This window comes from Synechocystis sp. PCC 7339 (assembly GCF_019924095.1).
Lineage (GTDB): Bacteria > Cyanobacteriota > Cyanobacteriia > Cyanobacteriales > Microcystaceae > Synechocystis.
The window spans coordinates 1,612,894-1,627,417 of sequence record NZ_CP063659.1 but is presented as its reverse complement, the minus strand read 5'-3'; the positions used below and the strand labels follow the sequence as shown (position 1 = coordinate 1,627,417).

Sequence of the window (14,524 nt, the reverse complement as noted above, 5' to 3'; positions counted from 1 at the left end):
GTTAACAAGTAAGAATATCAGACACAAAAGCGGGCCAGGGGGTCATGGCTCTAGCCACTCTCCAGGACCAATGCGTTCACACTCTTATAGTGACGGTAGGGGCTTAGTTCTCGGAAGTGCAGGTTTCCGTACCTATGGAGGGATTAAGCCGTATGCCATCGCCCACAGGGGAGTTAATTCCAAGCACTAACGGGGGTTATTTACCACTTGGATTTGGGCAATTTTCCACACTCCTTGGTGACGTACTAGCTCATAGCGTACAGTCAGGTTGTCTTTGGTAGCTGCTCCTTTCTGTTGTTGATCAGCTAAAGTAAAGGGCTGGCTAATCTCTTCTACCCGGGCGGTAACGGTGGCTCGGTTGGGGTCTTGGGAACTAACTTGATAATCGAGAATCTGTAACTTGTGTTCGTATTGGTGATAGATTTTTTGGGATTGAGCCCGTTGGGCCCGGCCCCGTTGTTGGGCTAGGAGATTGGGAGCCAGCACATTCTGCAATGCTCCAACATCATAGTTTTGGCCAAAGGCCAACTTTTTACTATCAAGCCAGTTTTGCACCACCATCTGACCCACCTGTTGACTGAAGTTGGGTTGACTCAGAATCAAATTCCGGCTGGTGGCTTCATCGGGGATAAATTCTGAGGGCTGGTGCAGGGACACATCCAAGGGATCTTCCAGCAAACCACCCAGGGGATCGGCAGTACGGTTAATAATTAAGGCAGTGGCGCCGCCTACAATACCTGCGAGGCAAAGCAGAAAAATGCCAAAGCGCACGGGTTTGATCGTTACCCGTTTTTTTCGCCGCCGGGGCGGTTTATGTTCGCTGGTGGGTTCTAGGGGGGAGTTGCCAGAGAAACCGTTGCCGGGGCCATCCCCACTAATGCCGTTAGTGCCTAAAGAATCAGTATCGTAGACGATCGCTGGGGCTAGGGTAGTAACAGCCAAGCCACTGACGTTGTCGGCGCTGGGGAAAACGTCGTCTCGGGAACGTCTGGGACTGCGCCCCCGTCGAGGGGGAACGGTGGGGGCCAAAGGACGATCGGGAAGGGCGGCGGAACTATGTACCATGGGAGTTTCCGATTCTGTTGCGGTGCTAAGGAGGGCAGGAGAAGCAAAAGAACTGTCGGTGGTGAGGGAATCTGGCTCTAGTTGTTCTAGATAATGCTGAACGGAGGGATTGTTGAAATAGGCATTGGGGGAAAGGGTTTCCGGAGAAAGATCCCTAAAGTAAGGGACAATTTCTTCCTCTAGCCATTGCTCAGTGAAAGTATAAAAAGCAGTCAGAGGATCTTCCCCCGCCGCCAACTTAGATTCGAGGCCAGCTATTATTTTGGGATCTCCCTGGTCGATCGCCGCCAGAACAATTTCCGTTTGACCCAATAATAATTCACAAATTGCCTTTTCTAAGGCCAAATCTTGACAATTTTCCAACTGTGTAATCAAAGACTTCGCTTCGACAATGGCCATGGGCTCCTGTTCCTTTACTCCCTCGGCGATAAGACTATGTACCGCCAAATAGCTAGCCACCAAAGACGGCCGTTGACTTTCGGGCAAAAATAGGGCATTTTGCTCGGCCACTGTAAGGTGACAGCGCAGTTGGTGGATAAATTTTAAAAAGTCATCGTTTCCCAACCCGGAATAATCTTCCCCCTTACCTTCAATGCCGCCCCGGTCCTGCACCATGGCCTGCAATAGGGCTAGACCCTGCTGACGTTGCGCCTCTGCTTGTCCTTCCTTGGCCAAAAGTTCGAGGATACGGTAGGGCCGCAGACGATACAATTCCTGGCGAATTTCTGTTTCTAAAGCGGGGAAATCATTATCCTGTTGCAACCGAGCTAGGGCTTTGAGGCTGGCGGTGGCAGCAAATTCATACTGTTGTTGTTGCCAACGCTCCCGGCTCAGTTCCCAGTGGGCCAAAATCACCGAGAGCAAATAGTCCTGGGGCGTGCCTTCCGCCGGAGGGTTGAGATCATGGAGGACTGACTCGCCATACTTAAGCACCAATTCGTATTCCCCTAAATCCAACAGGATTAAGAGGGCTCCAATCTGTTGCTCTGGGCTACATTCCAACTCCGGAGTAGTTAGGGGCAATGCCTCCCCTAGGGCTTCGTCCATAGCCCCCCACCATTCTTGGTCGTAGGCCTGGCGTTTTTCCGGATCCCGTAGGGTTTCATGGGCGATCGCCAGTAGTTGATTGCGGATATTAACTGCGGCGTCGCTAAATTCTCGTCGGGGTAATTGCAGAAGACGATCTTGGTAGGCCTGCTCAATGGTTTCCCCACCACTCTGGGGAGGAATGCCTAAAATGCGATAAAAGTCGAGGGGGATAAACACCGGAAAAAGCCTTGGCAGGACAGGTTCAGTTTAAAAGCTTATAGAGAACTAGCACGGAATAGCGCTGACGGTTTCTTAGGCAGTCAGAAGACATGTTAAAGGCTAATACCATACTATACGACAGCTTTTTTGTGACCAATAATTCGGAAAAAAGCGAAAAACCTGCTTTGCCAGCCCAAATTTCGCGGGCAAAACTAGTCCACATTCCCAATGTCCCCAGGAGTTCGCCAGGTGGCCACCGACCTCAAGCTAGGGGGAATAATCTCGTCACAGGGAAATTCCAGTAAGGTTTCCGACGTCATTAGATAACCAGAATTGAGAAAAAATAGCAATAGTCTGCCCAGGGCTACCCACACCGCCTCGTCGAATTCCCAATCCTTACCCCGCCCACTATGGCAGGCGATCGCCTGGAGGGCCCAAAAGTAATTATTGCGAACAATGGAACCGCTCTTTTTATAAGCTGGCAAATCCTCAGCGGCAATTATCAACAAATCCGCCGCCGCCAACCAACATTTCATCGACACCTCAACTAAGCAAACAGAGTCACCCCAGGGGAGTGAAAGAGTTAAAAGAAAGTATGGGAACTAAGTTCACAAGTTCTTAAGAGCAAACTGGGAAGACTAGAAATCCACCACCGCTTCCACCTCCATCGTGCTATCAATGGTGGCCTGGCAAAGCACCTGGCTCTGTACAACACTGCAAGTGCCTGCGGCCTCTGCCAACGTTTCGTCAACAATGCCATCTTCCGCAGTCCAGAGGAAGGTGCCGATGACATTGTATTGATTGTCATTCAACTTCTCGGCGACCAACACTGGTTTATCGTTGTATTCCAGCACAAAGGAAAAGCCCATCTCGTCGGCATTGTCGTAGTGGAAATTAATTGTGCCATCCCCCTCCGTTACGGACAGTTGATTGCAGTCCATAGCAATTTCTTCGGTGGGATCCTTAAGCCGCACCGCACATTGCTGGGCGACGAAGGTGGTTTGGGTTTGGACACTTTCCTTGAAAATGGTTTCCTGACTGCGAACGGCGGGGGCAAATATCATCCCCCCTAGGGCAGTGATGGCTGCCATCAGAGGCATGGGAGCGATAGGGTTAAGAATCTTGGTGAACATAATCAATAATGGCCCCGGTTAGGCCTTCTAGGGTATATTCCGTTGCTTCAATGTCCACCTGTCCCAATTCCTGTAAACAGCGCTCGGAAGTCTGGGGGCCAATGGAAGCAATCTGGCAATGGTTAATTAAACATCGCCAATCATCTTGGTAACCTTTAGCCTGACTAGTTTGAGCTAACAGTTGCCGGAAGTGGGTGACGGTTTTGGAGCTGGCAAAGGTAATCACATCCACATTCCGGTTAAGGATACTTTGCCACACTTCTTCGGGCATATGGGCAGGGCAAGCGGATTGATAAGCCGGCACTTCTGTCACCAATGCTTGCTTTTGTTTCAATTCCTGGACTAATTTGGCCCGGCCACCACTTTCCACCCGGGGAAAAAGTATCTTTAATCCTGCTGGGGATTGGGGAAAATGTTCCACCAGGGCATCAGCAATGAAATCCGGTGGAATGAAGTCCGGTTTGATGCCAAATTTTTCCAGGCTTTGGGAAGTCTTTTTACCCACTACGGCCAACTTTAACCCCGCCAGAGCCCTACTGTCCAAACCATGGTGTTGCAATCTTTGGAAGAAAAACTCTACCCCATTGGCCGAAGTTAGAATTAGCCAGTCAAAATCCTCCAACTTGGCAATCGCCTGGTCGAGGGGTTGCCAGTCGGTGGGGGGAACAATTTCCAGGGCGGCCATGGCTAATACGTTGGCACCTTGCTGTTGCAAAAGTTCGGTAAACTGGCTCGCTTGGTCGGCGGCCCGGGTAACCAGAATAGTTTTTTGGGCCAGGGGCAGGGGGGTCAAGACAGGGATAATCCTTTGATTAACAACATTCCCGATGACAATTACCGCTGGGGCCAGGGACTGTCCTTGGGTTTTTTCCACCATATCAGCTAGGGTTCCCCCCCAGGTTTGCTGTTCCGGTCTGCCGGCATTTCTAATTATCGCCATAGGGGTGCTAGGGGATTTACCGGCCTGGAGTAACTTATCCACCAACAACGGCAAATTTTTGGTTCCCATCAGAATTACTAAAGTGGGCAACTGGGCCAGGGCATGCCAAGGCCAACCATGGGGATCATGGCCGTCCATGACCAAAAAACCTGAGCCGGTGTCTTTGGCTGTGAGGGGAATACCCACTAGTCCTGCACTGGCGATCGCCGAAGAAATACCCGGTATTATTTCGTAGGCACAATGGTAGGCCACCAGAATTTCTAGTTCCGGCACAATGCGGCCAAAAATCCAGGGATCGCCGCTTTTGAGCCGTACCACCCGTTTGCCCCGGCGGTAATGGTTCACCAATAACTGATTAATCTTGTCCTGGGGAGTGCTGGGCTGTCCCCCCCGTTTACCGACGAAAATCCGTTCACAATCCGAGGGGAGTAAATCAAATACATCCGGTGCCACCAGAGCGTCATAAATTAATACCTCTGCCCCAGCTAAAACGGCGATCGCCCGTTGGGTGAGATAGGCCACGGGCCCCAGACCAGCCCCCACCAGATAAACTTTGGCCGAGGAAAACGATGGTGGTGGCACACTAGTCATGGGCATTGGCAGTGGATTAAAAAAATCATACTCCCCTAGTTAAAATCCCTTCAAGGGGTGGGACTTTACAATCATTTGAACTAAGAATGAGGAGAATCAGGGCCTAATGCAGAGTTTCTACTTAGCGGCGCAAAAATTAGGTTTTCTGCGAGCCGGGGCGATCAACCGAGGACACCAACGCATTGTGGGTGAGGTAGTTTTTCAGCCATTGTCGACCCTGGTCCAAGAGCTGAGGTAACGTTTTCACGGGCCAAAGCTTGGCAGTACCGTCGGCCGAAGAAGTTAAAACCCAGTGGCCATCAGGACTAAATTCTGCTGACCGCACCCAATTACCATGTTCTTCCAGGGTAACTAATTCCCTTCCAGAACGGTCCCAAAGCCTAGCCGTGCCATCGTTGGAAGCGGTGACAAGCATTTGCCCGTCGGGACTCCAATCCACAGTGCCTACCAAACCCTGATGGCCATATAGCACCGCTACTGTTTTACCGCTACGGTCCCAAAGCCTAGCGGTGTGGTCGGCGGATACGGTGGCAATCAAGTCTCCCTCGGGGCTAAATTGGGCTTGGTAAACAATGCTTTGATGTCCCGCTAAGGTCAACAAGGGACGACCAAGGAAATCCCAAATCCGGGCGGTGTTATCCACGGAGGCTGTCAATATATAACGACTGTCTGCACTAAATTGGGCAAAATACACTGGCCCTTCATGGCCCCGGCATACGCCCACCTCTCGGCCAACAATTTCCCAGATGCCTGCTGTATTATCATCCGAGGCCGTGACGATAAATTGGCCATCGGCGCTAAACTCCGCTGCAAAAATAGTCTTTTCGTAGTGTCTCAGTACCGCTATTTCCCGGCCGGTATTATTCCAAACTCGAGCGGTGCCGTCTTTGCTAGCAGTGACAATATACTGACTATCGGAGCTAAAGCGTACATTCAATACCGCATCCTGGTGCCCCCGCAGGGTAGTCAATTTTTTGCCCAACACATTCCAAATTTGAGCAGTTTTGTCCGCCGACCCCGTCACAATCCATTGGCCGTCCGGGCTAAATTGACCTTCCCGCACCCAGCCTTGGTGATCCGCTAACACGGCAATGCATTTCCCTTCCATGGTCCAGAGGCGAGCCGTTTTATCCCTGGAAACAGTCAACAGGCGATCGCCTTTGGGGTTGAAATGGGCATTGCGTACCCAGTGGCTGTGGCCGGTGAGAGTGATGGTATTTTTCGGGGAAACGTCCCATTGGCGGGCCGTTTGGTCAGCGGAGACAGTGAAAATAAAACGACCATCGGCACTAAAATCAGCGTCGTAAATTTCCTTCTGATGAGCCTGTAAAACGGTGAGCAAATTGCCCTCCTTCGTCCAAAGTCGAGCGGTGCCATCGGTGGAACAGGTGACAATCCTTTGGCTGTCCGGACTGAAACGGGCCGCGTGGATATTGTGGTCTTGACCCCGGAGGGTGCCCAAGCATTTACCATGGCGACTCCAAAGCCTAGCAGTACCGTCATTGGAAGAGGTGACAATATACTGGCCATCGGGGCTCCAGATGGCATTGTTGACCCAGTTTTGGTGCCCTTTTAAAACAGCAAAGCATTGACTGGTTAGATCCCATAGCCGAGCAGTGCCATCGGCGGAACAGGTGACAATCCATTGGCCATCGGGGCTAAATTGGGCGTTGCGTAACCAACTGGTATGCCCTTGGCAAAGGCCAATTTCCCGACCCTCCAGATCCCATAGCCTGGCAGTGCCGTCCCGCGAGGCAGACAGTAGAATTTGTCCATGGCAGTTGAATTCAGCATTGCGGACCCAGTCGATGTGGCCCTGGCAGAGTGTGAGCTGTTCCCCGGCAAAATTCCAAATGCGTACAGTGTTATCCTGGCCACTGGTAACCACAAACTGATGATGGGGGCTAAAATGCACACTCCTCACCCAGTCTTCGTGGCCCCGGAGGGTAGCAATTTCTTCCCCATGGCGCTTCCAGAGTTTAACGGTGTGATCAGCGGAGGCGGTGGCAAAATATTGACCATCGGCACTCCAGTCCACTGCTGTGATGGCCCCTTGGTGTCCCCGTAAAATGTTAATCAGTTCGCCGTGGAAAGACCAAAGATAGGCAATGCCGTTGCTGGTGGCTGTGAGTAATAGGGGGGGAGTGTTGTCCATGGGAGGACTAATCCGCAGACCGGTGACTGGCCCATCGTGTTGGCAACGGTTACATTCATTGATTCGAGCCAAAATGCTATGGAGAGAAAGCCAGGGGGCCAGGCTGGGGTATTGCACCAGAGCAGTTTCTGCTGTCACTAGTTTTTGTAGTTCCTGCCCGGTTTTGACCGCCGCCAGCAAGGCCTCCAGGGGATAGGATACAAATTGTTTGAGAATAAATTGGCATTGCTTTTCCAGATTGATACCAGCCACCAATTTTTGGTATTGCAATTGAGCCGCTTTCAATTTCTGGGCCACCACCTGTTCTTCCACACTGGAGCCTGCTTCCAACTCTGCAATTAAATCTTCGTTTTCTTGTTGGCGATCGCCAGAGGATGGGGCTATTAAATTGGGATTTGCTTTACTGCCCCGGCGGCCAGCGCTAATGACAGCGGGAGTGGAGATAGCGGTACTTTTCCCTTGGAGAGCATGGGCTAAATGGGGCGTACTAAGGCGGTAATAGGGCACCGTGGCTTGGTAAATCACGACGATTAATCTGCCCCGGAGCAATAGAGCCAGCAGTAAATGCAATTGTTGAATGTCTTCCTGGGCAAACTCCGGTGGATTATCCCCCTCCGATTCAGGGACAGAATAGAGCACAGTTAGTAATTGATATTCGGTTTTGAAGCAAAGACCTTGCTGCCCATCGGCCAGGCTTTTGAGTAATTGCAGGGCTTTTTTGAGTAGATGGGGGGGCAGAAAAGCCAAATATGTTTGGACCGCAAATATCAGCCATTCATCTAACTTTTTACCCTGGTAATTCGCTGACTTAGTAACTTGTTGTTGTTCCAAGACGGTTCCCAACAATTGCAAATCAATGGGATGGATCCAGGTTCCCTCTTCCCAACCGCCTTCCATTGCTAAATCCCCCAAAAACTGAGACTGCAAACTAGGGGGCCAAGGGTGGCGACATTGGGCCATGGCCTGGGCCAACCAACTTTCCGCTTGCCCCAGGGTGAGGGGGGGGAGGGCCTGGTATTGCACTGGGGGCAGGGACTGTTCTTCCTCCAGTTGTCCCTTTAACTCACCATAAAAGTCGGCGATCGCCGTGGGGGGCAAAGAGATTAACAGACGGACACCTTGGGACGGGCTAGTAGTTAACAACCATTGCCACAACACCCGGGCCAATTCCTGCTGGCGCAAGGAAGGACTTTGTTGCCAGGGTAGGGAGCCGTTTTCCCCGTCTAATATCAACAGCAAGTTCAATATTGGTAGGGCTTCCAGGGCAGAGGCCAACTCCGGGGCTGTGGCTTGCCCCAGGGAAGGCAGACTAAAACGTTCCCCCAGGTGAACCCACAACTTTTCTGCCCAGCGCGGAGTAAAATCTACTAAAAACACCCGGTCTGGGGACATTTGTGGCAATACCTCCCCCGCTAACCAAGAAGTTTTGCCTCCCCCTGGCTCCCCTGTGAGGATCAACACTGGCATCGGCTTTTGTTCCCAAACATTTTGCAGGTCATGCCAAGCGAGGGAAACCGTTGTTTGGGATGGCACGGTAGACAAACCCTCCGTACTGCCCCCCAGAATTTTTTCCGGTGCTAGGGGATGGCGGCTAATGCGTTGTTCTGGCCAACAGGGAAGGGGCCTTGGACCAATGAAGGCCCGCTGACCTAAACGGTATTCCCTGGCTTGATATTCTTGGTCAATGGCCAGGGCTGCCAGCCAATCTTCCAATTGTAAGTAGCATTCCCGTAATTCCACCAGAATGGCTAGGTATAGACGGGGATTATCATCAAAGGACACCAGGGTTTGAGCCTGTCGCAGGGTCATCAAAGCTTCTCTAATCTGGTCATTGGCCAATTGCACCCGACCGGCAAGGTAATGCAAACTTGCCAAGCAGGGACGATAATCTCGATCCTCAACTTCCTTAGGACGGGTTTCAAAGGCCCTTTTGAGCGCTTCCTTCGCTTCGTCAAATTTCCATTGCTCCACCAGAGCTTCACAAAGGTAACCATGGGCCAGGGAAATTAACCCCTGTAATTCTAATTCTGTCCAAGGCTTTTCCTGATTGCGCTCCGGGGTGGTGTCCGTGGCGGCAAAGGGGGAAAGTTGATAGAAAAAAATCAGGCTGTTTTCGGCGGCTTGTCGCAGTTGCTCCCAGTCTTCTAGCCCCCGTAGAACTTCCCCCACCAAGTTGAGGGTTTCTCCATGGACAAAGTGCCATTGCTGATTTTTTAGGGCGGCGATCGCCGTTTGGGCATAATTACGGGTTTGTTGCCAAAGTTGATGGGCACGGCTTTTTTCTCCGTAGGCTTGGAGTAGGGAAAAATAGCCCAACCGTAGGCTCAGCCAAATAATTGGCTCCGTATCCCCCAGCAATTCCCACACATCCAAACTTTCCCGATAGTGGCACTGGGCCTGTTTTCTGCCCATTTTTCCTTGGCTTTCCCGGGCCAAACCTTGTAACAAGGATAATTTGGCTTGGAGAAGGCTAATCGGCTCTAGTTCGAGGTTATGCTTTTGGTCAACGATCTCGCCCAACCAATGGGGTAAATTGACTAACATTTCCCGGCGTTTCTCCAGGGTCAATGGTGCAGGTTCTAACCAAACACACTGCCAGAGTTCATCGGTGCATTGTTCCAGATCCCCCGCCCCCAGCCGTAGATCAAACCAATGGCTTTTGCCATCCAAGAAAGTCTGTAGGCCACGGAAGGCTTCTTCTATGGTGGGAGGAACTAGCACAACCCAATGGAAATGTCTTTCCCCACAGCGTTGTTGCTTTCCCTGGGCCAATTGGGCCAGAAAAGTTTGGGGATCGGGCTCTTCAGTCAAGCCGGTGATGAGGATAACATTGCCCGTAAACTGTTCCCATTGTTGCAAAACCCTGGCCAGTTGTTCCTTTTCTGCCGCATCCAAAATCAGAACGTCGTCGGCGATCGCCGTGGCATACCAATCTTCCACCCAAGTGAATTGACCGGCCAAGCAAAAATAAAGGTCATCCTGGGCTGCTGGTTGCCCAACCCGGTCAGCGAGGGATTGCAAAAGTTCTTGTTGCTGGGTGAGGCAGGATAACATAACAGCCATCGGTGTGAGATTAGTACAATTACTGCAAGGGAAAAATTATTTGACCTGTGAAGTTTTGCTTAATCTATGATGGACACCTCCGCCAGACTGAGCAAATTTAATCAAAAATAGCGGGGACAGCTCCAGGCCTCAGCTTCAATTTTAGTGACAAGATGCCAGCGTTGACACGGCCAGGGAAAGGAGCGACCGAGCCACACCGGATTCGGAATCAAAGTAGTCCGCAAAATCTTTGCCAAATTAATCCTTTTCCCTAATATTCCATCTCCAGTAAAATCAGCTACGCTCTACGATATATATCTTTGGTCTCTATTTCGTGGCATTGCGTCTCAGGCGTTCCAATTCCTTTTCCAATTCCCACTTTTTAAATTCCGCTTCGAGGGGATCCAACTCCCGATGATAGGTTTCCCCAGTATTGCCTTGATTCCAGCCCATGGTGTCCGCCGCCCGCCTTTGGGCCTCAGATGCTTTTTGCTCAGCCGCCATTTGTTTAGCTTTTTGCTGTACTTCCTTTTGTCGTTGCTGAATTTCCTCTAGCAAACTCTGAGCTTGGCTGATCCGTTTTTCTGTCCCCGCCCGTTGCCCCCACACTTGATTGCCCTGACGCAGTAAAGTGGCTTCCCTTTCCTGGGCTCCTTGGGCCAAATCTTCTCGGCCAGCGGCCTTAGCCTGTTGAATACGACTATGCCAAGCCTGAATATCTTGGGCTAGGTTGAGAATTTGGGTTTCTTGATCCTGTTTTTTACGCTGTAGGTCTGTCAGTAAGCGGCGGGCATCAGCTTCCTGTTCTTTCAACTGTTCCAACAGAGCTTCCAACTCCAGATGGGGGTTGTTCTGTAAAAACTCTTCCAGACGGTCTTCTAAAAAACGGCCGACATCGTCAAACAAGCCCATCGCTACAATCTTCCCCAAAATCTACTAGGTGCCGTAAAGGCTTTGTCCTACTCCAAGATACCTTGTTTTTTCTTCCCCCATCATCGGGAAACTAACCAAAATGCTAACCTCTTTACGGCGATCGCCAAACTTAACAAAAATTTATGTACCAAAGATATTTTTCCCTAAAATCTGAATTATCCTGATAGGCAAATTTGGTTAAATCTGGACTTCCCTTTGTCGGGTTAGGTATATCGATGGATATTGAAGCAAAGCTAAGTCAAGCCCGCTCCTGGTTGGATGAGTTGGGCAATGCCATTTCTGATCTGGTGGGGGTTGCGCCGGAAGTATTTGAGGATGAAAAGCTCAAGCAGGATTTGGCAGATTTTCGCCGAGCCTACGATCAAGCAGTGCAGGACTTAGCTAATCCGAGTTTACGCATTGCCATGATTGGGACAACGTCTTCGGGAAAGTCCACGATTGTGAATGCTCTGATTGGCCGACGCATTGCACCCATTGAAGCGGGGGAGATGAGCGGTGGGGTTTTACGGATTAAGCACGGTGAAGGCAGTTATTTAAAAGTTGAGGAAACGGAAGGGGCGGCATGGGAAACGGGGGAATGGTCGGGTTTGAGCGATGAGGAGATTTATAACCGGATTCAACGCACGATGCACACTTACCATGAGGTAAGACGGAAGGCGGACTACATTGCGCCCCAAATTGAAGTAAAGTTGCCGATTTTGCCAGCTTGTAATCGGGAATTATCAGGACTGCCTGAAGGGTTAGCCATTGAGTTTGTGGATTTACCGGGTTTAAAGTCTATCCAAGATCGGGGAAATCTTCAGGTGATTCAATCCCTTGTCGGTAAGGCTTTTTGTCTAGTTGCACTGGATTATGGACAGGTTGATGAAGTGCATCGTCAGAAATTGTTGGGAGAATTAAAACAGATTATTGATTATTTTGACGGCAAAACAGATTCGATGATTTTTATTTTAAATCGGGTTGATAATCGTAAATCAGATGATATTCCCTTAGAAAGTCGAATTGCTAAGCTAAGCCAAGAAATCAAAGAAAATCTAAAACTTTCAGAATATCCTGACATCATTCCCTTTAGTGCGAATATCTTGTATCAAGCTCAATGCGCTTGGGGGATTAATAACCTTAAACGGTCATCTTTGGTTGCTCAGACTGAACGATTACAACGATTAAGAGCAATGTTTTCTGATTGTTCTAGTTTGATCACAAAAGAAATTGAGAAAAGTAAAAAACCTTCAACACCCTTACCAGTAAAAGGCACTTTTAAAAAATTTTTCTTGCAAAATCAGGATTTAAAATCGTGGTTTCGTTACATTGAAGATCGGGTTAGGGAAGAAGAAGAGATTACTGACGAAATGATGCAGACATTGGTGAAGTACGCTTTACTTTGGAGTGGCGGGAATGATTTATGGAGTTGTATTCGGTCAAGAATTAATAATTCTTTTGAAGAATTAGTTGTCAATCCGATATTAATGGATATTTATGTCAGTAGTGATGTTGTGATTGAGAGATTAAATTTAAAGCTTGAAGCTACTAAAGGAAGCAATGAAGAAATTGAACTAAAAATTCAGCAGATAAAAGAAAAACGTCCTACATTAAGAGAACAATTGCGAGAAAAAAAGATTTTTTTTATCAGTGAAATTAATAACTTTATTGAAGATTTAATCAAAATTGGTCTTTCATCCAATGATGATAATGATTATGACTTCAATGTATTTACTGCCGTTAAAAACGAAAGTTCAAATGGCAAAATTTTAATGGAAATGAACACTGCAATTAAATATATTCAATCAGAGCTAAATACAGAATTGATAACGAAGTTATTAGATGCTTTTGAAGCTAACCAACCTTCCTATGATTTAGAAGATGAACTTGGTAAGTTTCTTAGTCCGCCTCTTGCAAAAAGTCTTGCCCGCTCATACGATACTGTGAGCAGACTAACTAGAAATTATCAACTAGAAGATGATTTAATGGTCAAATCTGTCTCCATAACGGATCAGCAAGCCATGGAGAAATTAAGGGAAGATGAGCATACGATCTTGATGTTATATGAAAATATGTATCAAGCCATTAAGGAGAAAACAAAGTTTTTAATTCAGGCTCAGGAACCCAAACTACTAGGTTTTATCGAGAAGCTTTTTCATAACTACATCGAGGAACTATGCACAATTTTTGATGAAATTGAACTCCCCATTAAACAGAATATCTTAGCAGACTGGAAAAATAAGACTAAAGATAGCAGCCAGTTTTCTGTGTTACCTGAAGACATATTTAATATTTCAGGGCCAATATTTGTAGAATCTAAAGACAGGAAAAAAGAATTTGCTGGCACTGAATCATATTATGTTGATGTGCAGAAAACTCGCTATGAGCAATATACAGAGACCTACAAGAAAAAATTCCTATTCTTTTTTAAGAAAGACGCTACCCGCACCAGCGCTCGTCCAGTTAAATATATTGAAAAGGAAGAGAGAGAGCGCAAAATTTTTAAGGATATAGAATATCGTAAATTTGCCTTCCCTAAACCGATTGTCATGGCCAGGCAATGGTCAGATGCTGTTGAGTCAGACAAAATGGCATTATTAAACATTTTAAAAAGTTGGTTGTCTCAATATGCCAATCAATCTATTGAACAATTTGAAATCATTAGCAATGAAGCTTTGAATTTTGCTGAAATAAGTTTAAATGAAAGACTAAACTCATTTAGTTCTAATTTAGAACAACAACAAAAATTCCTAGAATCTATTCAGCTTATTTTTTATCAACTGCTAGAACTAAAAAAGGAGATTTTGTAATGGAAAGAAACTTAAAAAAAATTCGAGATGGTAGCAAAATGTTCTTAGAAGGAGCATTTGGAATGTTGCAAGAATCCTTGCCGTTTAAAAACAATAATCAAGAGGAAAAACTGTTAGATGAAATAGAATCAACAGATCCTACCAAAGCAATATCACTATCAGAAAATAAACCTAAGAATGACCCAGAGGAATATGAAAAAATAGTTGGCAAAATAAATTTGATTTTCCCTTCAGAAACTTTAGTTTCTCCTAAAAGTTTAGTTTTAGCAATTTATCCAGATAAAAATTTAAGCCTATTCCAAAAAACAACTGCTCCGTTAACTCGGGCTGTGTGTGAGAAGCTCTATGAATCCACCCAGTATCTCCGCATAGATGACGATCTATTTTTTAAATCTAAATCAAATAAAATTCAAGATTTTAGAGTTATAGAAGGGGAAGAGTGTGATGATGATATTCACTTAGTCAAGATACATCTTAAAGATAATGATGAGAGATTTAATCAACGGATAAATCAAATTGATCGAATTAGAGCTTTTCGTGAATTACCCAATTTAGTTGACGATATTAAGGTATCCCCTCGTCTAAGAATAGAAGCCGGAAATTTGTTTAAACTTTACCATCGTTAGGA

Annotated in this window: 9 protein-coding genes; 3 read left to right on the top strand and 6 right to left on the bottom strand. The window is 47.6% G+C overall.

The window, feature by feature from the left end:
- Positions 1–186: 186 nt before the first annotated feature.
- The 6 genes from IQE94_RS07655 to IQE94_RS07630 all read right to left on the bottom strand — a co-directional run bounded on the left by IQE94_RS07655 (position 187) and on the right by IQE94_RS07630 (position 11,086).
- Positions 187–2,331, bottom strand: a complete 2,145-nt coding sequence (locus tag IQE94_RS07655; protein WP_223343056.1) for an IMS domain-containing protein — start codon at positions 2,329–2,331, stop codon at positions 187–189.
- A 194-nt stretch (positions 2,332–2,525) separates the two neighbouring features.
- Complete coding sequence (locus IQE94_RS07650; protein ID WP_212717219.1) at positions 2,526–2,855, bottom strand: hypothetical protein; 330 nt, start codon at positions 2,853–2,855, stop codon at positions 2,526–2,528.
- 96 nt (positions 2,856–2,951) lie between these two features.
- Positions 2,952–3,413 (bottom strand): hypothetical protein, encoded by a 462-nt coding sequence (locus IQE94_RS07645; RefSeq protein ID WP_223343051.1) that lies wholly within the window; start codon positions 3,411–3,413, stop codon positions 2,952–2,954.
- A 13-nt stretch (positions 3,414–3,426) separates the two neighbouring features.
- The gene (cobA, locus tag IQE94_RS07640; RefSeq protein ID WP_223343050.1) at positions 3,427–4,977 is read right to left on the bottom strand and encodes a uroporphyrinogen-III C-methyltransferase; all 1,551 of its coding nucleotides are present in this window, start codon (positions 4,975–4,977) and stop codon (positions 3,427–3,429) included.
- Between the two features lie 136 nt (positions 4,978–5,113).
- Positions 5,114–10,195, bottom strand: a complete 5,082-nt coding sequence (locus IQE94_RS07635) for a hypothetical protein (RefSeq protein ID WP_223343048.1) — start codon at positions 10,193–10,195, stop codon at positions 5,114–5,116.
- 306 nt (positions 10,196–10,501) lie between these two features.
- Positions 10,502–11,086, bottom strand: a complete 585-nt coding sequence (locus IQE94_RS07630) for a TIGR04376 family protein (RefSeq protein WP_223343046.1) — start codon at positions 11,084–11,086, stop codon at positions 10,502–10,504.
- A 42-nt stretch (positions 11,087–11,128) separates the two neighbouring features.
- On the opposite strand from IQE94_RS07630, the gene IQE94_RS18605 reads away from it, so the two are divergent.
- From IQE94_RS18605 to IQE94_RS07620, 3 genes are all read left to right on the top strand, one after another.
- Positions 11,129–11,254 carry a hypothetical protein gene (locus IQE94_RS18605; protein ID WP_255611382.1) on the top strand — a complete coding sequence of 42 codons (126 nt, stop codon included), beginning with the start codon at positions 11,129–11,131 and terminating at the stop codon, positions 11,252–11,254.
- Between the two features lie 68 nt (positions 11,255–11,322).
- Positions 11,323–13,896 carry a dynamin family protein gene (locus IQE94_RS07625; RefSeq protein ID WP_304650928.1) on the top strand — a complete coding sequence of 858 codons (2,574 nt, stop codon included), beginning with the start codon at positions 11,323–11,325 and terminating at the stop codon, positions 13,894–13,896.
- On the top strand, positions 13,896–14,522 hold the full coding sequence (locus tag IQE94_RS07620; RefSeq protein WP_212717209.1) for a hypothetical protein: 627 nt from the start codon (positions 13,896–13,898) through the stop codon (positions 14,520–14,522). Before IQE94_RS07625 ends, IQE94_RS07620 begins: the two co-directional genes overlap by 1 nt.
- The last annotated feature ends 2 nt before the right edge of the window (positions 14,523–14,524 follow it).